Below are 21,848 nucleotides of genomic sequence, written 5' to 3'. Positions count from 1 at the left end.
CTCTGTGGTCTGGTCTTTGTCCGACAATCTACGCAGGTGACCCATGATCCCCAGAACCTTGTTCAGCTCGGAGCACGAACTCTTCCGCGAGAGCGTGCGCACCTTCCTTGAAAAGCACGCCGCGCCGTTCCATGGGCAGTGGGAAAAGCAGGGTTATATCGACCGCAACCTGTGGAGCAAGGCGGGGGAGGCGGGGATGCTGTGCTCCCATCTGCCGGAAGAATACGGCGGGCTGGGCGCAGATTTTTTGTACAGCGCAGTAGTGATCGAAGAGATCAGCCGCTTGGGCCTTACCGGCATTGGTTTTTCCCTGCACTCGGACATCGTCGCGCCTTACATCCTGCATTACGGCAGTGAGGCGCTGAAGCACAAGTACCTGCCCAAATTGATCTCCGGCGAGATGGTCACGGCCATCGCCATGACCGAGCCGGGTGCCGGTTCTGACCTGCAAGGTGTGAAGACCACCGCCGTGCTGGATGGTGATGAGTATGTGATCAATGGCTCCAAAACCTTTATCACCAACGGCTACCTTGCCGAGTTGGTGATCGTGGTGGCCAAGACCGACCCCAAGGCCGGCGCCAAGGGCACCAGCCTGTTTCTGGTTGAAGCCGATACGCCAGGCTTCGACAAGGGCAAGCGCCTGGAGAAGGTGGGCATGAAGGCCCAGGACACCTCGGAGCTGTTCTTTCAGGATGTACGCGTGCCCAAGGAAAACCTGCTGGGCCAGGCGGGCATGGGCTTCGCGTATTTGATGCAGGAGCTGCCTCAGGAGCGCCTGACCGTGGCGATTGGCGCGCTGTCATCCGCCGAAGCCGCGCTGGCGTGGACCCTGGAATACACCCGCGAGCGCAAGGCGTTCGGCAAGGCGATTGCGGATTTCCAGAACACTCGGTTCAAACTGGCGGAGATGGCCAGCGAGATTCAGATCGGCCGCGTGTTTGTCGACAAATGCATGGCGCTGCACCTGGAAGGCAAGCTCGACGTGCCCACCGCCGCGATGGCCAAGTACTGGGCCTCAGACCTGCAATGCAAGGTGCTCGACGAGTGCGTGCAGTTGCACGGCGGCTACGGGTTTATGTGGGAGTACCCGATTGCGCGGGCTTGGGCGGATGCGCGGGTGCAGCGGATTTATGCGGGGACCAATGAGATCATGAAGGAGATTATTGCGCGGGCGCTTTGATGGTCTTGTGGTGCTGCTCAGGGGCCCATCGCAGGCAAGCCAGCTCCCACACTTTGAACTGTGAACACCGTCAAATGTGGGAGCTGGCTTGCCTGCGAAGGCGGCCTAAAGATCAATCAAGGCGCAGGGTTCGGATGATCTTTCTGAATCGCCTCGATCCCGTCCAGCACTTCCTTGGACAGTTTCAGGTCAGCACTGGCAATGTTGCTGTCCAGCTGTTCCAGGCTCGTGGCGCCGATAATGTTGCTGGTCACAAACGGCTGTTGCGTCACAAACGCCAGCGCCATCTGCGCCGGGTCCAGGCCATGCTCGCGCGCCAGGGCCACATAACGGCTGCACGCGGCTTCCGACTGCGGGTTGAAGTAGCGGCTGAAACGGCTGTACTCGGTCAGGCGTGCCTTGGCCGGGCGTGCGCCGTTTTCGTATTTGCCGCTGAGCATGCCGAAGGCCAGTGGTGAATAGGCCAGCAAGCCGCATTGCTCACGAATCGCCACTTCCGCCAGACCCACCTCAAAGCTGCGGTTGAGCAGGTTGTAGGGGTTCTGTATCGACACGGCGCGGGTCCAGCCACGGGCGTCGGCCAGGGCCAGGAACTTCATGGTGCCCCACGGGGTTTCGTTGGACAGGCCGATGTGGCGGATCTTGCCGGCCTTGACCTGTTCGTCCAGCGCTTCGAGGGTTTCTTCCAGCGGAGTCAGGTTGTCTTCGTCCTTGTGCTTGTAGCTCAGTTGGCCAAAGAAGTTGGTGCTGCGCTCCGGCCAGTGCAGCTGGTAGAGGTCGATCCAGTCGGTTTGCAGGCGCTTGAGGCTCGCATCCAGGGCTTCGACGATGTGCTTGCGGTTGTGGCGCAGGTGGCCGTCGCGGATGTAATCGATGGTGTTGCCGGGGCCGGCGATCTTGCTGGCGAGGATCCAGTCGGCGCGGTCGCCACGGCTCTTGAAGTAATTACCGATGTAGCGCTCGGTAGTGGCATAGGTGTCGGCCTTGGGCGGCACCGGGTACATTTCGGCGGTGTCGAGGAAGTTGATCCCTGCGGCCTTGGCCCGTTCGATCTGTGCGAAGGCCTCTGCCTCGCTGTTCTGCTCACCCCAGGTCATGGTGCCCAAGGCGATCGCGCTTACGTTCAGATCGGTGCGGCCCAGCTGTCGATAATCCATCGGGTACTCCTTCGGGGAAAACAATCATAAAAGCAGGTTGAATTTTTTTTCGCAATCTGCATAATTGACCACCTCTTTCTGCAGTGGAAGTGATGCGCCGCCTGCCGAAGAATCTTGCCGTTGAACGGACGCGCCGACCCGAGCCCCCGATAGCGTCTGTATCCGGCTGCCTTTGACTTGTCAAAGTACGCACTATTCAGTAAGATCCGCCGTCTAATTTACAGGGCGGCCCCTGAGGCTATTAAAGAATGACAACTTTTACTGCAAAACCGGAAACAGTTCAGCGCGACTGGTTTGTCGTCGACGCCGCTGGTCAGACCCTGGGTCGTCTGGCCACTGAAGTCGCCAGCCGTCTGCGTGGCAAGCACAAGCCTGAGTACACCCCTCACGTTGACACCGGTGACTACATTGTCATCATCAACGCCGAGCAGGTACGTGTTACCGGCAACAAAGCGCAAGACAAAATGTACTACCGTCACTCCGGTTTCCCAGGCGGTATCAAGTCTTCGAACTTCGAAGGCCTGATCTCCAAGAAGCCTGAAGCCCCGATCGAAATCGCGGTCAAAGGTATGCTGCCTAAGGGCCCACTGGGTCGCGATATGTTTCGCAAGCTGAAAGTCTATGCGGGCGCTGTACACCCTCATGCTGCTCAGCAGCCCCAAGAACTGAAGTTTTAACGGAATAGTTCATTATGTCGGCGACTCAAAATTACGGCACTGGCCGTCGCAAAACCGCTACCGCTCGCGTTTTCCTGCGTCCGGGTACTGGTAACATCTCGATCAACAACCGCACTCTGGAAAATTTCTTCGGTCGCGAAACTGCCCGCATGGTAGTTCGTCAGCCGCTGGAACTGACCGAGACTGTTGAAAAGTTCGACATCTACGTCACCGTTATCGGTGGCGGTGTAAGTGGTCAAGCTGGCGCAATCCGCCACGGTATCACTCGCGCTCTGATGCAGTACGACGAAACCCTGCGTGGCGCTCTGCGCAAAGCTGGCTTCGTAACTCGCGATGCTCGTGAAGTTGAACGTAAGAAAGTCGGTCTGCGTAAAGCGCGTAAGCGTCCGCAGTACTCGAAGCGTTAATTCGCTTTACGTTCCACAAAAACGCCCAACTCCTCACGGAGCTGGGCGTTTTTTATTGCCTGCGATTTATGCATAAATTTCGCCGTGACAACTTGCCACATCCGTAGACCCCCTATACTACAGGGCCTAGAGGCTGAGCCCAGGGCAATTCCCTTGTCATACGTGGGGCTTTTCATTACCATCCGACAAAATTTTTATAAGTAAAGATTCAACACTTAGTAGACGCCTGATTTAACAGGCCAAAAAGCTGATGGGAGAGGACTGAATGAGCAATGACGGCGTGAATGCAGGCCGGCGTCGCTTCTTGGTAGCAGCCACATCCGTGGTGGGTGCTGCAGGAGCGGTGGGGGCTGCGGTCCCGTTCGTGGGGTCATGGTTTCCCAGTGCCAAGGCGAAAGCCGCAGGTGCACCGGTGAAGGTGAATGTCAGCAAGATCGACCCAGGCCAGCAGATGATTGCTGAGTGGCGCGGTCAGCCGGTCTTCATCGTTCGTCGTACTGAGGAGATCCTGGGGAATCTGAAGAAAATCGAAGGTCAGCTGTCTGACCCCGACTCTAAGAACTCCGACCAGCCCGCCTACGTCGATAAGGAAATCCGTTCGATCAAGCCAGAGATCCTGCTGCTGATCGGTATCTGCACCCACTTGGGTTGCTCGCCTACCTTCCGCCCGGAAGTTGCTCCTGCCGACCTTGGCAAGGATTGGGTCGGTGGCTACTTCTGCCCTTGCCACGGCTCCCATTACGACCTCGCCGGTCGCGTCTACAAGTCACAACCCGCACCACTGAACCTGCCAGTGCCGCCACATCACTACGAGACTGACAGTGTCATTGTCATTGGCGTCGACGAGGGGGAGAAAGCCTGATGAGCAAGTTCATGGATTGGGTGGATGCGCGCTTCCCCGCCACTAAAATGTGGGAAGACCATCTCAGCAAATATTACGCGCCAAAAAACTTCAACTTCTTCTACTTCTTCGGCTCGCTGGCCTTGCTGGTACTGGTCAACCAGATCGTCACCGGTGTGTGGCTGACGATGAGCTACACGCCGTCGGCGGAAGAGGCGTTCGCCTCCGTCGAGTACATCATGCGTGACGTCGAGTACGGCTCGATCCTGCGTCTGCTGCACTCCACCGGCGCATCTGCGTTCTTCATCGTCGTGTATATGCACATGTTCCGTGGCCTGCTTTACGGTTCGTACCAGAAGCCACGCGAGCTGGTGTGGGTGTTTGGCATGCTGATCTACCTGGCGCTGATGGCCGAGGCCTTCATGGGCTATCTGCTGCCGTGGGGCCAGATGTCGTACTGGGGCGCCCAGGTAATCATTTCGCTGTTTGGTGCGATCCCGGTGATCGGCAACGACCTGACCCAGTGGATCCGTGGTGACTACCTGATCTCCGGCATCACCCTGAACCGCTTCTTCGCCCTGCACGTGGTGGCACTGCCCATCGTGATTCTGGGCCTGGTGGTGCTGCACATCCTGGCGCTGCACGAAGTGGGTTCCAACAACCCCGATGGCGTCGACATCAAGAAGCACAAAGACGAAAACGGCATACCGCTGGATGGCATTCCGTTCCATCCGTACTACACCGTCAAAGACATCGTCGGCGTAGTGGTCTTCCTGTTCATCTTCTGCTCGATCGTGTTCTTTTTCCCGGAGATGGGCGGTTATTTCCTCGAGAAGCCTAACTTCGAACAGGCCAACGCCTTCAAGACGCCTGAGCACATTGCGCCGGTCTGGTACTTCACGCCGTTCTACGCGATCTTGCGTGCTATCCCCGACAAACTCATGGGCGTAATGGCCATGGGCGCGTCGATTGCGCTGCTGTTCGTATTGCCATGGCTCGACCGCAGCCCGGTCAAGTCGATGCGCTACAAAGGCTGGCTGAGCAAGATCTGGCTGTGGGTGTTCTGCATTGCATTCGTGATCCTGGGCGTGCTGGGCGTATTGGCCCCAACTCCTGAGCGTACGCTGCTGTCGCAGGTCTGCACCTTCCTGTACTTCGCCTACTTCATTCTGATGCCGTTCTACACCCGGCTCGAGAAGACCAAACCGGTTCCGGAAAGGGTGACTGGCTGATGAAAAAGTTATTTGTTGCTTTGATCCTTGCGGCGCTGCCGCTACTGTCCTTCGCCGCCGAGCACGGCGCGGAGCTGGAAAAAGTCGATATCGACGTGTCCGACAAGGCCGCCATGCAAGATGGCCTGCGCACGTTTACCAACTACTGCATGGGCTGTCACAGCGCCAAGTTCCAGCGTTACGAGCGTGTCGCCGATGACCTGGGTATTCCCCATGACGTGATGCTCAGCCACGCCGTGTTCACCGGTGCCAAGATCGGCGACCACATGAACATCGGCATGCAGCCGGCAGATGCCAAGGCCTGGTTCGGCGCTGCGCCGCCCGACCTGACCCTGGTGGCGCGCGTGCGCGGTACCGATTGGCTCTATGGCTACCTCAAATCCTTCTACGAAGACCCGGCGCGCCCTTACGGCGTGAACAACAAAGTCTTCCCGAACGTCGGTATGCCTAACGTTCTGGTCGGCCTGCAGGGTCGCCAAGTGGTAGGATGCAAGCAGGTTCAGGTCGTTGAAGACGGCAAGAAGCAATATGATCCGCTGACCGGCACGCCTCTGACACACGAAGCGTGCGATCAACTGACCATCGTGCCCAAGACCGGTACGCTGAATGAAGAGCAGTTCGACGAGAAGGTCAAGAATCTGGTGACCTTCCTGGCCTACTCGGCCAACCCGGTCAAATTGCAGCATCAGCGCATCGGTACCTATGTGTTGCTGTACCTGGCCTTCTTCTTCGTATTCGCCTATCTGCTCAAACGTGAATACTGGAAGGATGTGCATTGATCCAACCGTAAGCAATTGCTGTTAATCTTGCGCGCCCAGCGGCATCTCTGAATACGTAGCAGTCTGGTTGAACCAGGCACTACAGGGATGCTCTCTGGGCGCGCTCGTTTTTGAGCTTTCCATAATTTCAACAAGCGAGGAGGACCGCCATGGGCGTGACCAATCGGTTGGCCTGTTACTCCGACCCCGCCGACCACTATTCCCACCGAGTACGCATCGTGCTCGCAGAGAAGGGTGTCAGCGCCGAGATCATCAGTGTGGAGGCAGGTCGTCATCCGCCGAAACTGATCGAAGTGAACCCTTACGGCAGCTTGCCCACCCTGGTCGATCGTGACCTGGCGTTGTGGGAGTCAACCGTGGTGATGGAATACCTGGATGAGCGTTACCCGCATCCACCTTTGCTGCCGGTGTATCCGGTGGCGCGTGCCAACAGCCGCCTGCTGATCCATCGGATCCAGCGTGACTGGTGCGGGCTGGTGGATGTGATCCTGGATACACGCAGTAAAGAAGCCGTTCGTGTGCAAGCGCGCAAGGAATTGCGCGAGAGCCTGACCGGCGTTTCGCCGCTGTTCGCCGACAAGCCTTTTTTCCTCAGTGAGGAACAAAGCTTGGTGGATTGCTGCCTATTACCCATACTCTGGCGCTTGCCGATCCTGGGCATTGAACTGCCACGGCCGGCCAAGCCGTTGCTTGATTACATGGAGCGCCAGTTCGCGCGTGAGGCTTTCCAGGCGAGTCTGTCTGGTGTCGAACGCGACATGCGCTAAGGCTTAAGGAGCCGCTGATGAACTCCAGTCGACCCTATTTGGTCCGCGCGCTCTATGAGTGGATTGTGGACAACGATTGCACCCCGCACATGCTGGTCAACTCTGAATTTCCCAAAGTTGACGTGCCGCAGGGTTTTGCCAGTGACGGGCAGATCGTACTGAACGTTTCGCCAAGTGCTGTGCGCCACCTGCACATGGACAATGAAGCCGTCAGCTTCGAAGGGCGTTTTGGCGGCGTGCCGCATACGCTGTTTGTGCCGATTGGTGCCATCCTCGGGATCTATGCCCGGGAAAATGGCCAGGGCATGGTGTTTGATCTGGAGTCGCCTTTCGAGGATGACGAAGCGATCGAAGGCGAAGACGGTGATGATGTACCGCCACCGGACTCCGAGCCGCCGCGTCCAAGCGGTCGGCCGAGCCTGAAAGTGGTGAAGTAAGCGGCGTTCACCTTCGTGTGAACCCTAAAAGTGCCTCGGCCTGTGCCGGGGCATTTTTTTGCGCAAAGGATATGGATGAAAGTCGTGTCAGAACGGTGATCGTACAACCGCCATGGGCTATGATGCGGGCTCAAGTTCGCCGAGAAAGATCATTCGTCATGGAAAACGCCAACACCGCCCCTCGTCTTCCCCGCAAGCGCCGCAGCCTTGCCCAGGAATTGGTCACGGTGTTGTCCGAGCAGATCCGCGACGGCCAGCTCAAACGTGGCGACAAGTTGCCCACCGAGTCGGCCATCATGGAAGCCCATGGGGTCAGCCGCACCGTGGTGCGTGAGGCCATCTCGCGCTTGCAGGCGGCGGGGCAGGTGGAAACCCGCCACGGTATCGGCACCTTTGTGTTGGACACGCCCAGCCCTAGCGGTTTCCGGATCGACCCGGCCACGGTGGTAACGCTGCGTGATGTGCTGGCGATTCTGGAGCTACGTATCAGCCTGGAAGTGGAGTCGGCCGGCCTTGCTGCGTTGCGCCGCAGCGACGAACAACTGGCGGCCATGCGTGCGGCGCTCGATGCGCTGAATGAAAGCGCGGCCCACGCCGGCGATGCGGTGGCGTCAGATTTTGCGTTCCACCTGGAAATCGCACTGTCCACCGGCAACCGCTACTTCACCGACATCATGACCCACCTGGGCACCAGCATCATTCCGCGTACCCGCCTGAATTCGGCGCGCCTGGCCCACGATGACCAGCAGCACTACATGGGCCGCCTGAGTCGCGAACACGAAGAGATTTATGAGGCGATTGCCCGCCAGGATTCGGACGCGGCCCGCGCGGCCATGCGCCTGCATTTGACCAACAGCCGTGAACGGCTGCGCCATGCCCATGAAGAGGCGCAAGCGCAGCGCGGTTAACTGGGCAACCGAGTGGTGTCAGCAGTAAATCGATCCAAGTGTGGGAGCTGGCTTGCTCGCGAATGCGGTGTGTCAGTCTGCACATGCATCAACTGAAAAAACGCCTTCGCGAGCAAGCCCGCTCCCACATTTTGGCCTCCTTGGCCTGGAGTTTTGTGTTTACTTAATTGGCCGGCTGGTTGGGCTTATAGTCCTTGAGCAGCAGATAAGTACTCCAGCCCCACCAATCATTGGTCCAGTGCTTGTCGTTCAGGTCATTCACGTCCTTGCGGCGCAGTACCTTGTCACCCTCCATCTTGAACAGCGGCGAAAAATTGTTTGCCGGGTTCTGCGCAGCATTCAGGTCCGGCACATACAGCGGCGCCTTGAAGGTGGCCGGGGAGGGCGCGACACCGCTGATAAAGGTCTCGAAGATCTCATCGGCCGAGGCCTGTACCGCACGTTTGACCATGGCCCGATTGTCCGCGTCGATAGCATCGAAGTAGCGCTTGTCCCCATAGGCATGCCATTGGTCACCCTTGGCATTGCGTACCTTGAGCCCGAACTTGCTGTCTTCGTCGTGCATGAAGCGGCTGATCAGTGAACCCAACTCTCCCGGAGTGACCACCGCCGCCAATTGCTTGCGTGGCACGCGCAGGTGGCCGGCAGAAAACAGATCGGTCAAAAAATGATCGGCAAAGCTGTTCATCGCATACGCCAGTTCCAGCGCCTGGTCGGTGGCGGTCTGGTGCGCGATGACCGCCTGTTGCAGCGCTGCCGTATGGCCGGCCAGGTACGCCGACAGCGCCCATTCGCCAAAGTGGTCGGCGTTGTCGGCTGCCAGCTTCAAGTAACGCCCCAGTGGAATCAGCGCCGAAACCGCACTGCCGCCGCCGGTGATGCGGTTCCATTCCTCGGACAACGTATCACCCAGCGCGTCATAGGCTTCATGGGGCTGTTTGCCATCGCGGATCGCCTGGTTGACCGCGTTGATCTCCTTTTGCATGACCGCGAGGATTTTCCCGGCTTCTTCACGCGAGGCCGGTAGCACCGCCAGCGAGTTGAAGGCGGCGGTAAAGCGTTGCACACGCTCGGCCGGGGAGGCGCCGTCGCTGATGGCCTGGCCGGGAATGCCATAGAAGTCGCCGCCCAGGGCGATCACTTGGCCGTAGGTCAGCGCCAGGCCGTTGGGCAGGTGCAGTTCCACTTGTCGCGCAGGAATCGCCGGGGCGTCCTTGACGAAACGCAGCAGGGTGCCATCGCCGATGGCCGTGTGTTCACCGCCTTCAAAACGTAGGGTGGGTGGGGTTTTTTCGGGTGCTGCGAGTTCAAGACCTGACATGTTAGCTCCTTGCTATGTCGTAGGAATCTTCCGTAATACTGTATGCATATACAGTAGCTCGGAGCATAGAGGAATAATTTCCTACGTCAAGGAGCTGCGTTTAAACACGCGCCTACGAATGAGGCCCGATGAATTGCAGTTGACGAATCATTTTATAGTTGTACGATGACGTACGACATCATCAAAACCAACAACAACCTTTCGACAGAAAGTCTTCATCCAGGGTGTTCGAATAATGAATCCACAAGAACTGAAGTCCATCCTCTCCCACGGTCTGCTGTCTTTTCCGGTAACCGATTTCAATGCCCAGGGTGACTTCCACCAGGCGGGCTACATCAAGCGTCTGGAATGGCTGGCCCCTTATGGCGCCACCGCCTTATTCGCCGCCGGCGGCACCGGTGAGTTTTTCTCCCTGGCCGCCAGCGAATATTCCCAAGTGGTGAAGACGGCTGTTGATACCTGCGCCACCAGCGTGCCGATTCTGGCCGGTGTCGGCGGTTCGACCCGTCAGGCCATCGAATATGCGCAGGAAGCCGAGCGTCTTGGCGCCAAAGGCTTGCTGCTGTTGCCGCACTACCTTACCGAAGCCAGCCAGGACGGCGTCGCCGCCCACGTTGAGGCTGTGTGCAAGTCGGTCAAAATCGGTGTAGTGGTCTACAACCGCAACGTTTGCCGCCTGACTGCGCCTTTGCTCGAACGCCTGGCCGAACGCTGTCCGAACCTGATTGGCTACAAAGACGGCCTGGGCGATATCGAGCTGATGGTGTCGATCCGCCGCCGTCTCGGTGACCGTTTCAGCTACCTCGGCGGCCTGCCGACTGCAGAGGTTTACGCCGCTGCCTACAAGGCCCTGGGCGTGCCGGTGTACTCCTCGGCGGTGTTCAACTTCATCCCGAAAACCGCGATGGACTTCTACCACGCGATTGCCCAGGACGATCACGCCACCGTCGCCAAGATCATCGACAACTTCTTCCTGCCTTACCTCGATATCCGCAACCGTAAGGCCGGTTATGCGGTGAGCATCGTCAAGGCTGGCGCCAAGATCGTTGGTTACGACGCAGGCCCGGTGCGCACGCCGCTGACCGACCTGCTGCCGGAAGAATACGAAGCCCTGGCCGCGCTGATCGACAAGCAAGGTCCGCAGTAACTTATCCACAAGGCCGCTGAGCAATCAGCGGCCTTTTGCGTCAGGAGAGAATGTGTGTCCCAAGCCAAACGTTTTGAAAACTACATCAACGGCGAGTGGGTGGCCGGTGCCGACTACTGCAACAACATCAACCCGTCGGAGTTGTCCGATGTCATTGGCGAATACGCCAAGGCCGATGTAGCCCAAGTCAACGCTGCGATCGATGCCGCCCGCGCCGCGTTCCCGGCCTGGTCGACGTCCGGCATCCAGGCGCGCCACGACGCACTGGATAAAGTCGGCAGCGAAATCCTTGCCCGCCGCGAAGAACTCGGCACCTTGCTGGCCCGTGAAGAGGGCAAGACCCTGCCCGAAGCCATCGGCGAAGTGACCCGTGCCGGTAACATCTTTAAATTCTTCGCCGGCGAATGCCTGCGCCTGTCTGGCGATTACGTGCCTTCGGTGCGCCCGGGCGTCAATGTGGAAGTCACCCGTGAAGCCCTCGGTGTGGTCGGCCTGATCACGCCGTGGAACTTCCCGATTGCCATCCCCGCGTGGAAAATCGCCCCGGCCCTGGCCTACGGTAACTGTGTGGTGATCAAACCGGCCGAACTGGTGCCGGGTTGCGCATGGGCCTTGGCCGAAATAATCTCCCGCGCCGGTTTCCCGGCCGGTGTGTTCAACCTGGTGATGGGCAGCGGCCGTGTGGTTGGCGATGTGCTGGTCAACAGCCCTAAAGTCGACGGCATCAGCTTTACTGGTTCGGTTGGCGTGGGTCGCCAGATCGCCGTCAGCTGCGTGTCGCGTCAGGCCAAAGTGCAGTTGGAAATGGGCGGTAAAAACCCGCAGATCATCCTCGATGACGCCGACCTCAAGCAGGCCGTCGAGCTGTCGGTACAGAGCGCGTTCTACTCCACCGGCCAGCGTTGCACGGCCTCCAGCCGTTTGATCGTCACTGCCGGTATCCACGACCAGTTCGTCGCGGCCATGGCCGAGCGCATGAAGTCGATCAAAGTCGGCCACGCGCTCAAAAGCGGCACTGACATTGGCCCGGTGGTCTCCCAGGCGCAGCTGGATCAGGACTTGAAGTACATCGACATCGGCCAAAGCGAAGGCGCGCGGCTGGTCAGCGGTGGCGGTCTGGTGACCTGTGACACCGAAGGCTACTACCTGGCGCCGACGCTGTTTGCCGACAGCGAAGCCGCCATGCGTATCAGCCGTGAAGAGATCTTCGGCCCGGTGGCCAACGTGGTGCGCGTCGCGGATTACGAGGCGGCGCTGGCGATGGCCAATGACACCGAGTTCGGCCTGTCGGCGGGCATCGCCACCACCTCGCTCAAGTATGCCAACCACTTCAAGCGCCACTCCCAGGCCGGGATGGTGATGGTCAACCTGCCAACCGCGGGTGTGGATTATCACGTGCCGTTCGGTGGCCGTAAGGGCTCGTCCTATGGTTCGCGTGAGCAAGGTCGTTATGCGCAAGAGTTCTACACAGTGGTGAAAACCAGCTACATCGGGTCGTAGGAAACGCCCCGGTAGGAGCCAGTTGCCTGCTGGCTCCTACACTTAAAACAGAATTGATTACCCGCAAAAAAAATAATTAGTGGGAGTACTTCTTCATGCAAGCGACCAAGCCGACTCACGTCCGCTATTTGATCCTGCTCATGCTGTTCCTGGTGACCACGATCAACTATGCCGACCGAGCCACTATCGCCATCGCCGGCTCCAGCCTGCAAAAAGACCTCGGCATTGACGCGGTCACCCTCGGTTATATCTTCTCCGCATTCGGTTGGGCCTACGTGGCCGGGCAAATTCCCGGTGGCTGGTTGCTGGACCGGTTCGGCTCGAAAAAAATCTATGCGCTGAGCATTTTCACCTGGTCGCTGTTCACCGTGCTGCAAGGCTATGTGGGTGAGTTCGGGGTTTCCACCGCGATTGTGGCGCTGTTTATGCTGCGCTTTTTGGTGGGCCTGGCTGAGGCGCCTTCGTTTCCCGGAAACGCCCGTATTGTGGCAGCGTGGTTTCCTACGGCTGAACGCGGCACAGCGTCGGCGATCTTCAACTCGGCGCAGTACTTCGCCACGGTGCTGTTTGCACCGCTGATGGGCTGGATCGTCTACACCTTCGGCTGGCAGCACGTGTTTATTGTGATGGGTGGCATCGGCATCCTGTTCTCGCTGATCTGGCTCAAACTTATCCACAGCCCGCGCCAGCATCCGATGATCAACGAAGCTGAGTTCAACCATATCGCGGCCAACGGTGCGATGGTCGACATGGATCAGGACAAAACCAAAGGCCAGAAAACCGACGGGCCGAAGTGGGATTACATCCGCCAACTGCTCACCAACCGCATGATGCTCGGCGTGTACCTGGGCCAGTACTGCATCAATGGCATCACCTATTTCTTCCTGACCTGGTTCCCGGTGTACCTGGTTCAAGAGCGTGGTATGACCATCCTCAAGGCGGGTTTCATTGCCTCGTTGCCGGCGATCTGCGGCTTTATCGGCGGCGTACTCGGCGGCGTGATTTCAGACTACCTGCTGCGCAAAGGCCATTCGCTGACTTTCGCGCGCAAGGCGCCGATCATTGCCGGCTTGTTGGTTTCCAGCAGCATCATCGCGTGTAACTACGTTGACGTTGAATGGATGGTGGTGGGTTTCATGGCCCTGGCCTTCTTCGGTAAAGGCGTTGGCGCACTGGGTTGGGCGGTGGTGTCCGACACCTCACCGAAACAAATCGCCGGGCTCAGTGGCGGCTTGTTCAATATGTTCGGCAACCTGGCGTCCATCAGCACGCCGATTGTGATTGGTTACATCATCGCCACCACCGGCTCGTTCAAATGGGCCTTGGTGTTCGTCGGCGCCAACGCGCTGCTGGCGGTGTTCAGCTATTTGGTGATTGTCGGCCCGATCAAGCGCGTGGTGCTCAAAGAGCCGCCAAGCAAAGGCCCGGAACTGACTAACCTTACCCAAGCGCACTCCTGAGGGGCGATGTAATGCAGTTGATTGAACATGCCGACTCGCCGCGCTCGATCCGTTTGCACGCGCGCGACAATGTGGTGATCGTGGTGAACGACCAGGGCGTGCCGGCCGGCACCGAGTTTCCGGACGGCCTGGTCACCGTGGATTTCATCCCGCAGAGCCACAAGGTGACCCTGGAAGATATCCCCGAAGGCGGTGAGATTATTCGCTACGGGCAGACCATCGGCTACGCGCTGGCGCCGATTCCGCGCGGCAGTTGGGTGCAGGAAGACCAGTTGCGCATGCCCACTGCGCCACCGCTGGACAGCTTGCCGCTGTCCACCGAGGTGCCTGCAACTCAGGCGCCGCTGGAAGGCTTCACGTTTGAGGGTTACCGCAACGCTGACGGCACCGTCGGCACGCGCAATATCCTGGGTATCACCACCACGGTGCAGTGCGTCACCGGTGTGCTGGACCATGCGGTCAAGCGCATCAAGGACGAGTTGCTGCCCAAATATCCGCACGTTGACGACGTGGTGGCGCTGACTCACAGCTACGGCTGTGGCGTGGCCATCACCGCGACCGACGCCTACATCCCGATCCGTACCGTGCGCAACCTGGCACGCAACCCGAACCTGGGCGGCGAAGCGCTGGTGATCAGCCTGGGCTGCGAAAAGCTGCAGGCCGGGCAGGTGATGCACGACAACGACAGTTCCGTCGACCTCAGTGAGCCTTGGCTGTACCGCTTGCAGGACTCCAGCCACGGGTTTACCGAAATGATCGAACAGATCATGGCGCTGGCCGAAACCCGCTTGAAGAAACTCGACCAGCGTCGCCGGGAAACCGTGCCGGCGTCCGAGCTGATCCTGGGCATGCAATGCGGCGGCAGTGATGCGTTTTCCGGCATCACCGCCAACCCGGCGTTGGGCTATGCCTCGGACTTGCTGTTGCGGGCCGGGGCGACGGTGATGTTTTCCGAAGTCACCGAAGTACGCGATGCCATCTACCTGCTGACGTCACGTGCCGAGACTAAGGAAGTAGCCCAGGAACTTGTCAGGGAAATGGACTGGTACGACCGTTACCTGGCCAAGGGCGAGGCGGATCGCAGTGCCAACACCACGCCGGGAAACAAGAAGGGCGGGTTGTCGAATATTGTTGAGAAGTCCCTGGGCTCCATCGTCAAATCCGGCAGCAGCGCGATCAATGGTGTGCTCGGCCCGGGCGAACGGTTCAAGGGCAAGGGCCTGATCTTTTGCGCCACGCCGGCCAGCGACTTTGTGTGTGGCACGCTGCAACTGGCGGCCGGCATGAACCTGCATGTGTTCACCACTGGGCGTGGTACGCCCTATGGGCTGGCGATGGCGCCGGTGGTGAAGGTGTCGACGCGTACGGAACTGGCGCAGCGCTGGCCGGATTTGATCGACATCGACGCCGGGCGCATTGCCACCGGGCGCGCGAGCATCGAGGAGTTGGGCTGGGAGTTGTTCCACTTCTACCTGGATGTGGCCAGCGGCAAAAAGCAGACGTGGGCGGAGCGGCATAAGCTGCATAACGACATCACCCTGTTCAACCCTGCGCCCATTACCTGAGACCAGCACGGACTCTGTGGGAGCTGGCTTGCCTGCGATGGCGGTGTATCAGTAACGAATGCATCGACTGACACTGCGCCATCGCAGGCAAGCCAGCTCCCACATTTGCTCGGGGTTGCCCAGACGAACCGGGCTGCATGGCTTATCATTAGCCACCTGACGACACCCACCAAGGTTCTCCCCGGCATGCTGGCTATCTTCCTCACCACCCTGACCATCACCGCGCCGGTGTTTGCCATGCTGTTTCTGGGGGTGCTGCTCAAGCGCATCAACTGGATCAACGACAACTTCATCCACGTTGCGTCGTCCCTGGTGTTCAACGTCACCATGCCGGCGCTGCTGTTTCTCGGCATCCTCCACGCCGACCTGCATTCGGCGCTCAAGCCCGGTTTGCTGATCTACTTTGCCGTCGCCACGCTGCTGAGCTTTGCCCTGGCCTGGGGCTGGGCGATCTTTCGCTGCCCGCGTGAAGATCGTGGCATCTATGCCCAAGGTGCGTTTCGCGGCAACAACGGGGTGATCGGCCTGGCGCTGGCGGCCAGCATGTACGGCGACTACGGCATCTCCCTTGGCGCCATCCTCGCGGCGCTGGTGATTCTGTTTTACAACACGCTGTCGACCATTGTGCTGGCGGTGTACAGCCCGGTGATCAAGTCCGACCCGTGGAGTATCTTCAAAAGCGTGATAGCCAACCCGCTGATCATCAGTGTGATCGTCGCCGCGCCATTCGCGATCTTCAAGCTCGGTTTGCCGGGGTGGCTGGAGTCGTCCGGGCAGTACCTGGCGGACATGACCCTGCCGCTGGCACTGATCTGCATTGGCGGCACCTTGTCATTGGCAGCCTTGCGCAAAAGCGGCAGCATGGCCTTGAGTGCCAGCCTGGTGAAGATGATTGGGTTACCGGTATTCGCGACGCTGGGCGCGTGGCTGCTGGGCTTTCGCGGGCCTGAATTGGGGATTTTGTTTTTGTATTTCGGCGCGCCGACGGCGGCCGCGAGTTTTGTCATGGCCAGGGCGGCCGAGGGCAACCATGAATTGGCGGCGGCGATTATTGTGATCACCACGTTGATGGCGGCGGTGACCACCAATATCGGGATTTTTGTGTTGCAGGCGGGTGGTTGGATCTAAGGTTTTTGTTGTGCTTGAGGGCCAATCGCAGGCAAGCCAGCTCCCACATTTTGAATGTGTTCACCGTTCAAATGTGGGAGCTGGCTTGCCTGCGAAAGCTATCTGACAGTCACTGCTTATCTGCCTGATACGCCTCAATCACTTCCTGCGCCGCCCTGAACGCATCAATCGCCGCCGGTACACCGGCGTACACCGCGCAATGCAGCAGCGCTTCGCGAATCTCTTCCACCGTGCAGCCATTATTCAGCGCGCCGCGCACGTGGCCCTTGAGTTCCTGCGGGCACTTGAGTGCAGTCAGGGCGGCCAGGGTGATCAGGCTGCGGGTCTTCAAGGGCAGACCCTCGCGATTCCACACGCTGCCCCAGGCATGTTCGTTGACAAAATCCTGCAGCGGCTGGGTGAACTCGGTGGCGTTGCCCAGGGCGCGATCGACGAACACGTCGCCCATCACCTGGCGACGCATCTCAACCCCGGGCTTTTTCTGATCGGTCATTGCGCTTCCCTCTTGTGTTGGCGGCGCCAGGCTCGCAGCGTGCTAAGTAGCAGAAACGCCACCAGCGCCGGCAGGACGTAATACAGCATCAGTTTTTCCAGCCGGGTGGCCAGGGGCATGCCGAACGTGAACGACACCACATGCAGGGCGTACACCAGGTACAGGCCCAGCAATACCAGGCCTTCGGCGCGGGTGACTCGATAACCTGTGTAGAACACCGGCAGGCACAGCACCACCACGCCGAGCATCACCGGCAAGTCGAAATCGAGGGCGTTGGGCGATACCGACAGCGGTGACGGCGCCACCAGCGCGGTAAACCCCAGTACGCCGAGCAGGTTGAACAGGCTACTGCCGATCACATTGCCCACGGCAATCTCGCGCTCGCCGCGCAGGGCGGCAATCAACGAAGTGGCCAGGCACGGCAACGAAGTGCCGACGCCGATCAAGGTCAGGCCAACGATGCGCTCGGACAGGCCCAGGTCACTTGCCACGTCCACCGCCGCGCCCAGCAGCAAGTGCCCGGCCAGCACCAGAATCAGTAGCCCGCCGAGCATCAGCAACACGCTGCTCAACCACGGCGCCCTGGCCACGGTGTCCAGCGTGCGCGGGCGCCGGGAATGGCGGGTCTGGTAATGCAACACACCCAGGTAGGCCACCAGCGCCGCGAGCAGTACCAGCCCGTCAAAGGGCGTCAGCTCTTCATTGACCGAGAGGGTAAACACCAGCAGCGCGGCGCAAATCATCACCGGGATGTCCAGGCGCACCAGCTGTCGCGATACCCGCAGCGGGATGATCAACGCAGACAGGCCTAGGGTGACGAGGATGTTGAAAATGCTGCTGCCGATCACGCTGCCCACGGCGATGTCGGTGTTGCCGGCGAGGGTGGCTTGCAGGCTGACGGTCATCTGCGGCGCGCTGCTGCCGAAGGCGACGATGCTCAAGCCGATGATCAGCGGCCGCACCTTGAGGCTGGCCGCCAGGCGCACGGCGGCGCGCACCAGGATTTCCGCGCCAAGAATCAGCAGCAGCAGGCCGCTGACCAATTCGAGCAGGCTGAAGGGCGAGAGGGCGGTGAGTACGGAAATGGCCAAGGCTCCTGTCAGTTGCTCAGCGCTTGCACGCGAACCCGTGCGGTGCCGCTGCCCAGCATACCGAGTTGCTCAGCCGCTTTGCGCGAAACATCGATCAGACGGCCACGGGTGTGCGGGCCGCGATCATTGATGCGCAGCACTACAGATCGGTTGTTGTCGAGATTGGTCACCTTGACCCGTGTGCCGAAGGGCAAGCGCCGATGGGCGGCGGTCAGGGCGTTCTGGTTGAAGAGTTCACCGCTGGCGGTTCTATTGCCATGGTGCTTGGCGCCGTAATAGGAGGCGGTGCCGGTTTCGTCGTAGCCGTTGGGGTCGATGAGGCCGCTGGCGCAACCGGCCAGTAGAGAGAACAGGGCCAGGAGGCCGAGTAGACGCTTCATGTTGAGCAAACCCCTAATTTGAATGTGGGAGCTGGCTTGCCTGCGATGCAGGCACCTCGGTGTTTCAGTTGCACCGAGGTGATGCTATCGCAGGCAAGCCAGCTCCCACATGAGGTCGAGGTGTCTATGTAATCCCACTCCGACCATTCACCGCTGTCAGCCTTCGAGCTTGCTTTTGAGCAGTTCGTTCACCTGTTGCGGGTTGGCTTTGCCTTTGGAGGCTTTCATCGCCTGGCCGACAAAGAAGCCGAACATCTTGCCGCGTTTGGCTTCGTCTGCCGCGCGGTATTGTTCAACTTGCTCAGCATTGGCGGCGAGCATTTCATCGAGCACAGCCGAAATAGCACCGCTGTCGGTGACTTGCTTGAGGCCACGCTTCTCGATGATGTCGTCGGCGCTACCTTCGCCTGCGGCCATCGCTTCAAACACGGTCTTGGCGATTTTGCCGGAGATGGTGTTGTCTTTGATGCGCAGCAGCATGCCGCCCAACTGCTCGGCGGTCACCGGCGCTTCGTCGATCTCCAGGCCCTGTTTGTTCAACAGGCTGCCCAGCTCAACCATTACCCAGTTGGCCGCCAGCTTGGCGTCGCCGGCGATGCTCACGACTTTTTCGAAGTAGTTGGCTTGTTCACGGCTGGAGGCCAATACGCTGGCATCGTAGACCGACAGGCCGAACTGTGCCTGGAAGCGCTCGCGTTTTTGCGGCGGCAGTTCCGGCAGGGTGGCACGCACGTCATTAAGGAACGAGTCCTCAATGATCACCGGCAACAAGTCCGGGTCGGGGAAGTAACGGTAGTCGTTGGCTTCCTCTTTGCTGCGCATGGCGCGGGTTTCGTCTTTGTTCGGGTCGTACAGGCGCGTTTGCTGGATCACCTTGCCGCCGTCTTCGATCAATTCGATCTGGCGACGCACTTCGGTGTTGATCGCCTTCTCGATGAAACGGAACGAGTTGACGTTCTTGATCTCGCAGCGAGTGCCGTACTCGGCCTGGCCTTTTGGCCGCACCGATACGTTGCAGTCGCAACGCAGCGAGCCTTCGGCCATGTTGCCGTCGCAGATACCCAGGTAACGCACCAGCGCGTGGATGGTCTTGACGTAAGCCACGGCTTCCTTGGCGCTGCGCATGTCCGGCTCGGAGACGATCTCCAGCAGTGGCGTGCCGGCACGGTTCAGGTCGATGCCGGTGGTGCCGTTGAATTCTTCATGCAGGCTCTTGCCGGCATCTTCTTCCAGGTGTGCACGGATCACGCCAACACGCTTGATGGTGCCGTCTTCCAGCGGGATGTCCAGGTAGCCCTTGCCGACGATCGGCAATTCCATCTGGCTGATCTGGTAGCCCTTGGGCAGGTCCGGGTAGAAGTAGTTTTTGCGCGCGAACACGTTGTGCTGGCCGATCTCGGCGTCAATCGCCAGGCCGAACATCACCGCCATGCGCACCGCTTCCTCGTTCAGCACCGGCAGTACGCCGGGCATGCCCAGGTCAACCAGGCTGGCCTGGGTGTTGGGCTCGGAGCCGAACGTGGTGGCGCTACCGGAGAAAATCTTCGATTGGGTGGCGAGCTGGGTATGAATCTCCAGCCCGATCACAACTTCCCATTGCATAGTGTTCTCCTCAGAAGCCGGTAGGGGTGCGAGTGTGCCAGTCGGTGTTCAACTGGTACTGGTGCGCCACATTGAGCAGGCGGCCCTCCTGGAAATACGGGGCGAGCAACTGCACGCCGACCGGCAGGCCATCGACGAAACCTGCGGGCATGGACAAGCCCGGCAAGCCCGCGAGGTTGGCGGTGATGGTGTAGAGGTCTTCCAGGTACTCGGCGATCGGGTCGCCGGTCTTGGCGCCGATCTTCCAGGCCGGGTTTGGCGTGGTCGGGCCGAGGATCACGTCGACCTCTTCAAAGGCAGCCATGAAGTCGTTCTTGATCAGGCGACGGATTTTTTGCGCCTTGAGGTAGTACGCGTCGTAGTAGCCGGCGGACAGTGCGTAGGCACCGACCATGATCCGGCGTTGTACTTCGGCGCCGAAGCCTTCGCCACGGGAGCGTTTGTACAGGTCGGTAAGGTCTTTCGGGTTTTCGCAGCGATAGCCGAAACGCACGCCGTCGAAACGCGACAGGTTCGAGGAGGCTTCTGCCGGCGCGATCACGTAGTACGCAGGAATCGCGTGCTGGTTGTTCGGCAGGCTGATTTGCTTGATCACGGCGCCGAGCTTTTCCAGCTCTTTGATGCTGTTGTGCACCAGTTCGGCGATACGCGGGTCGAGGCCGGCGCTGAAATACTCTTTCGGCACGCCGATACGCAGGCCTTTAAGCGAGGTATTAAGGCTGGCGCTGTAGTCCGGCACCGGCTCATCGATGCTGGTGGAGTCCTGTTTATCGAACCCGGCCATACCTTGTAACAATATTGCGCAGTCTTCCGCAGTGCGTGCCAGCGGGCCGCCCTGATCGAGGCTGGAGGCGTAGGCGATCATGCCCCAACGGGAAACGCGACCGTAGGTCGGCTTCAAACCGGTGAGGTTGGTGAACGCGGCGGGCTGGCGGATCGAGCCGCCGGTATCGGTGGCAGTGGCCGCCGGCAGGAAACGCGCGGCAACAGCAGCAGCCGAGCCGCCGGAGGAACCGCCGGGCACGTGCTCCAGGTTCCACGGGTTTTTGACCGCGCCGTAGTAGCTCGACTCGTTGGCCGAACCCATGGCGAATTCGTCCATGTTGGTCTTGCCCAGGGTCACGGCCCCGGCGGCAGCCAGCTTGGACACCACGGTGGCGTCGTAGGGTGCTTTGAAGTTGTCGAGCATCTTCGAGCCGCAGCTGGTGCGAATGCCTTGGGTGCAGAACAGGTCTTTGTGGGCGATCGGGGCGCCCAGCAGTGCGCCGTTTTCACCGTTGGCGCGACGTACGTCGGCGGCCTTGGCCTGGCTCAGGGCCAGCTCCTCGGTGAGGCTGATAAAGCTGTTGACCTTGGGGTCCAGCGCGGCGATACGCGCCAGCAGGGTCTGGGTCAGCTCTTCGGAAGAAAACTTTTTGTCGGCGAGACCGCGGGCGATCTCGGCCAGAGTCATGTGATGCATGAAAGGCTCTTTCCCTTTAGTCGATGACTTTCGGAACCAGGTACAGGCCGTTTTCGACCGCTGGCGCGATGGACTGGTAGGCCTCGCGATTATTTCGCTCGGTCACAACGTCTGCGCGCAGGCGCTGGCTGGCTTCCAGCGGGTGAGCCAGGGGCTCGATGCCGTCAGTATTCACGGCCTGCATTTGGTCGACCAGCCCGAGAATGCTGTTCAGGGCTGCGGTGGTCTGTGGAAGATCGGCGTCATTCAGGCCAAGCGAGGCCAGATGCGCGATTTTTTCCACGTCGGAGCGTTCAAGCGCCATGGGTTTCTCC

At 59.8% G+C, this 21,848-nt stretch carries 22 protein-coding genes; 14 read left to right on the top strand and 8 right to left on the bottom strand.

The genetic code is table 11. The features are described from left to right. Positions 1-43 precede the first annotated feature (43 nt). Entirely contained in the window at positions 44-1,180 is a 1,137-nt protein-coding gene (locus FFI16_RS22285) for an acyl-CoA dehydrogenase family protein (RefSeq protein WP_138816850.1), read from the top strand. A gap of 116 nt (positions 1,181-1,296) precedes the next feature. Here the strand turns inward: FFI16_RS22285 and FFI16_RS22280 are convergent, their stop codons facing one another. Further along, positions 1,297-2,337, bottom strand: coding sequence for an NADP(H)-dependent aldo-keto reductase (locus FFI16_RS22280; protein ID WP_138816849.1), 1,041 nt, complete (start codon positions 2,335-2,337; stop codon positions 1,297-1,299). A gap of 248 nt (positions 2,338-2,585) precedes the next feature. Here FFI16_RS22280 and rplM point away from each other — a divergent pair, with 248 nt between their 5' ends. The 8 genes from rplM (at position 2,586) to FFI16_RS22240 (ending at position 8,385) form a co-directional block, all read left to right on the top strand. After that, positions 2,586-3,014 carry a 50S ribosomal protein L13 gene (rplM, locus tag FFI16_RS22275; protein ID WP_003171742.1) on the top strand — a complete coding sequence of 143 codons (429 nt, stop codon included), beginning with the start codon at positions 2,586-2,588 and terminating at the stop codon, positions 3,012-3,014. A gap of 14 nt (positions 3,015-3,028) precedes the next feature. Then, entirely contained in the window at positions 3,029-3,421 is a 393-nt protein-coding gene (rpsI, locus tag FFI16_RS22270; protein ID WP_003216038.1) for a 30S ribosomal protein S9, read from the top strand. Between the two features lie 265 nt (positions 3,422-3,686). Continuing rightward, entirely contained in the window at positions 3,687-4,283 is a 597-nt protein-coding gene (gene petA, locus FFI16_RS22265) for a ubiquinol-cytochrome c reductase iron-sulfur subunit (RefSeq protein WP_003216040.1), read from the top strand. Beyond that, the gene (locus FFI16_RS22260) at positions 4,283-5,494 is read left to right on the top strand and encodes a cytochrome bc complex cytochrome b subunit (protein ID WP_017138268.1); all 1,212 of its coding nucleotides are present in this window, start codon (positions 4,283-4,285) and stop codon (positions 5,492-5,494) included. The genes petA and FFI16_RS22260 overlap by 1 nt, the downstream gene beginning before the upstream one ends. Next, positions 5,494-6,273: a cytochrome c1 gene (locus FFI16_RS22255; protein WP_017138267.1), complete on the top strand. Its 780-nt coding sequence runs from the start codon at positions 5,494-5,496 to the stop codon at positions 6,271-6,273. The genes FFI16_RS22260 and FFI16_RS22255 overlap by 1 nt, the downstream gene beginning before the upstream one ends. A gap of 149 nt (positions 6,274-6,422) precedes the next feature. Next, a complete protein-coding gene (locus FFI16_RS22250) occupies positions 6,423-7,040 on the top strand; it encodes a glutathione S-transferase N-terminal domain-containing protein (RefSeq protein ID WP_017138266.1) in 618 nt (205 codons plus the stop codon). Between the two features lie 17 nt (positions 7,041-7,057). Next, a complete protein-coding gene (locus FFI16_RS22245; RefSeq protein WP_069786065.1) occupies positions 7,058-7,477 on the top strand; it encodes a ClpXP protease specificity-enhancing factor in 420 nt (139 codons plus the stop codon). A 158-nt stretch (positions 7,478-7,635) separates the two neighbouring features. Further along, positions 7,636-8,385 (top strand): FadR/GntR family transcriptional regulator, encoded by a 750-nt coding sequence (locus FFI16_RS22240; RefSeq protein ID WP_038844908.1) that lies wholly within the window; start codon positions 7,636-7,638, stop codon positions 8,383-8,385. 163 nt (positions 8,386-8,548) lie between these two features. On the opposite strand, the gene FFI16_RS22235 is transcribed toward FFI16_RS22240, so the two are convergent. Beyond that, the gene (locus FFI16_RS22235; RefSeq protein ID WP_138816848.1) at positions 8,549-9,706 is read right to left on the bottom strand and encodes a phospholipase; all 1,158 of its coding nucleotides are present in this window, start codon (positions 9,704-9,706) and stop codon (positions 8,549-8,551) included. Positions 9,707-9,941: 235 nt separating this feature from the next. On the opposite strand from FFI16_RS22235, the gene kdgD reads away from it, so the two are divergent. From kdgD to FFI16_RS22210, 5 genes are all read left to right on the top strand, one after another. Continuing rightward, the gene (gene kdgD / locus FFI16_RS22230; protein ID WP_138816847.1) at positions 9,942-10,853 is read left to right on the top strand and encodes a 5-dehydro-4-deoxyglucarate dehydratase; all 912 of its coding nucleotides are present in this window, start codon (positions 9,942-9,944) and stop codon (positions 10,851-10,853) included. A gap of 54 nt (positions 10,854-10,907) precedes the next feature. Next, a complete protein-coding gene (locus FFI16_RS22225) occupies positions 10,908-12,353 on the top strand; it encodes an aldehyde dehydrogenase family protein (protein WP_110622098.1) in 1,446 nt (481 codons plus the stop codon). A gap of 95 nt (positions 12,354-12,448) precedes the next feature. Then, positions 12,449-13,813: an MFS transporter gene (locus tag FFI16_RS22220; RefSeq protein ID WP_056859043.1), complete on the top strand. Its 1,365-nt coding sequence runs from the start codon at positions 12,449-12,451 to the stop codon at positions 13,811-13,813. Positions 13,814-13,824: 11 nt separating this feature from the next. After that, the gene (gene garD / locus FFI16_RS22215) at positions 13,825-15,378 is read left to right on the top strand and encodes a galactarate dehydratase (RefSeq protein ID WP_138816846.1); all 1,554 of its coding nucleotides are present in this window, start codon (positions 13,825-13,827) and stop codon (positions 15,376-15,378) included. Between the two features lie 186 nt (positions 15,379-15,564). Further along, positions 15,565-16,506, top strand: coding sequence for an AEC family transporter (locus tag FFI16_RS22210; RefSeq protein ID WP_138816845.1), 942 nt, complete (start codon positions 15,565-15,567; stop codon positions 16,504-16,506). Positions 16,507-16,615: 109 nt separating this feature from the next. Here the strand turns inward: FFI16_RS22210 and FFI16_RS22205 are convergent, their stop codons facing one another. The 6 genes from FFI16_RS22205 to gatC form a co-directional block, all read right to left on the bottom strand. Next, the gene (locus tag FFI16_RS22205) at positions 16,616-16,999 is read right to left on the bottom strand and encodes a carboxymuconolactone decarboxylase family protein (RefSeq protein ID WP_065875108.1); all 384 of its coding nucleotides are present in this window, start codon (positions 16,997-16,999) and stop codon (positions 16,616-16,618) included. Further along, the gene (locus FFI16_RS22200) at positions 16,996-18,042 is read right to left on the bottom strand and encodes a calcium/sodium antiporter (protein WP_138817446.1); all 1,047 of its coding nucleotides are present in this window, start codon (positions 18,040-18,042) and stop codon (positions 16,996-16,998) included. Before FFI16_RS22200 ends, FFI16_RS22205 begins: the two co-directional genes overlap by 4 nt. 56 nt (positions 18,043-18,098) lie before the next feature. Further along, positions 18,099-18,470 carry a septal ring lytic transglycosylase RlpA family protein gene (locus FFI16_RS22195; RefSeq protein ID WP_138816844.1) on the bottom strand — a complete coding sequence of 124 codons (372 nt, stop codon included), beginning with the start codon at positions 18,468-18,470 and terminating at the stop codon, positions 18,099-18,101. Positions 18,471-18,626: 156 nt separating this feature from the next. After that, positions 18,627-20,072 (bottom strand): Asp-tRNA(Asn)/Glu-tRNA(Gln) amidotransferase subunit GatB, encoded by a 1,446-nt coding sequence (gene gatB, locus FFI16_RS22190; protein ID WP_138816843.1) that lies wholly within the window; start codon positions 20,070-20,072, stop codon positions 18,627-18,629. A 10-nt stretch (positions 20,073-20,082) separates the two neighbouring features. Beyond that, complete coding sequence (gene gatA / locus FFI16_RS22185) at positions 20,083-21,534, bottom strand: Asp-tRNA(Asn)/Glu-tRNA(Gln) amidotransferase subunit GatA (RefSeq protein ID WP_138816842.1); 1,452 nt, start codon at positions 21,532-21,534, stop codon at positions 20,083-20,085. Between the two features lie 16 nt (positions 21,535-21,550). After that, positions 21,551-21,838 carry an Asp-tRNA(Asn)/Glu-tRNA(Gln) amidotransferase subunit GatC gene (gatC, locus tag FFI16_RS22180; RefSeq protein ID WP_003188556.1) on the bottom strand — a complete coding sequence of 96 codons (288 nt, stop codon included), beginning with the start codon at positions 21,836-21,838 and terminating at the stop codon, positions 21,551-21,553. Between the last annotated feature and the right edge of the window lie 10 nt (positions 21,839-21,848).

This window comes from Pseudomonas sp. KBS0710 (assembly GCF_005938045.2).
Classification (GTDB): domain Bacteria; phylum Pseudomonadota; class Gammaproteobacteria; order Pseudomonadales; family Pseudomonadaceae; genus Aquipseudomonas.
Note: the sequence above shows the minus strand (reverse complement) of the source record. Positions and strands in the feature narration are given on the sequence as shown.

What these genes read in the sequence shown, in the direction of transcription:
- FFI16_RS22285 (WP_138816850.1), top strand. Translation starts at nt 44, where the DNA reads ATGATCCCCAGAACCTTGTTCAGCTCGGAGCACGAACTCTTCCGCGAG.
- FFI16_RS22280 (WP_138816849.1), bottom strand. Translation starts at nt 2,337, where the DNA reads ATGGATTATCGACAGCTGGGCCGCACCGATCTGAACGTAAGCGCGATC.
- rplM (WP_003171742.1), top strand. Translation starts at nt 2,586, where the DNA reads ATGACAACTTTTACTGCAAAACCGGAAACAGTTCAGCGCGACTGGTTT.
- rpsI (WP_003216038.1), top strand. Translation starts at nt 3,029, where the DNA reads ATGTCGGCGACTCAAAATTACGGCACTGGCCGTCGCAAAACCGCTACC.
- petA (WP_003216040.1), top strand. Translation starts at nt 3,687, where the DNA reads ATGAGCAATGACGGCGTGAATGCAGGCCGGCGTCGCTTCTTGGTAGCA.
- FFI16_RS22260 (WP_017138268.1), top strand. Translation starts at nt 4,283, where the DNA reads ATGAGCAAGTTCATGGATTGGGTGGATGCGCGCTTCCCCGCCACTAAA.
- FFI16_RS22255 (WP_017138267.1), top strand. Translation starts at nt 5,494, where the DNA reads ATGAAAAAGTTATTTGTTGCTTTGATCCTTGCGGCGCTGCCGCTACTG.
- FFI16_RS22250 (WP_017138266.1), top strand. Translation starts at nt 6,423, where the DNA reads ATGGGCGTGACCAATCGGTTGGCCTGTTACTCCGACCCCGCCGACCAC.
- FFI16_RS22245 (WP_069786065.1), top strand. Translation starts at nt 7,058, where the DNA reads ATGAACTCCAGTCGACCCTATTTGGTCCGCGCGCTCTATGAGTGGATT.
- FFI16_RS22240 (WP_038844908.1), top strand. Translation starts at nt 7,636, where the DNA reads ATGGAAAACGCCAACACCGCCCCTCGTCTTCCCCGCAAGCGCCGCAGC.
- FFI16_RS22235 (WP_138816848.1), bottom strand. Translation starts at nt 9,706, where the DNA reads ATGTCAGGTCTTGAACTCGCAGCACCCGAAAAAACCCCACCCACCCTA.
- kdgD (WP_138816847.1), top strand. Translation starts at nt 9,942, where the DNA reads ATGAATCCACAAGAACTGAAGTCCATCCTCTCCCACGGTCTGCTGTCT.
- FFI16_RS22220 (WP_056859043.1), top strand. Translation starts at nt 12,449, where the DNA reads ATGCAAGCGACCAAGCCGACTCACGTCCGCTATTTGATCCTGCTCATG.
- garD (WP_138816846.1), top strand. Translation starts at nt 13,825, where the DNA reads ATGCAGTTGATTGAACATGCCGACTCGCCGCGCTCGATCCGTTTGCAC.
- FFI16_RS22210 (WP_138816845.1), top strand. Translation starts at nt 15,565, where the DNA reads ATGCTGGCTATCTTCCTCACCACCCTGACCATCACCGCGCCGGTGTTT.
- FFI16_RS22205 (WP_065875108.1), bottom strand. Translation starts at nt 16,999, where the DNA reads ATGACCGATCAGAAAAAGCCCGGGGTTGAGATGCGTCGCCAGGTGATG.
- FFI16_RS22195 (WP_138816844.1), bottom strand. Translation starts at nt 18,470, where the DNA reads ATGAAGCGTCTACTCGGCCTCCTGGCCCTGTTCTCTCTACTGGCCGGT.
- gatB (WP_138816843.1), bottom strand. Translation starts at nt 20,072, where the DNA reads ATGCAATGGGAAGTTGTGATCGGGCTGGAGATTCATACCCAGCTCGCC.
- gatA (WP_138816842.1), bottom strand. Translation starts at nt 21,534, where the DNA reads ATGCATCACATGACTCTGGCCGAGATCGCCCGCGGTCTCGCCGACAAA.
- gatC (WP_003188556.1), bottom strand. Translation starts at nt 21,838, where the DNA reads ATGGCGCTTGAACGCTCCGACGTGGAAAAAATCGCGCATCTGGCCTCG.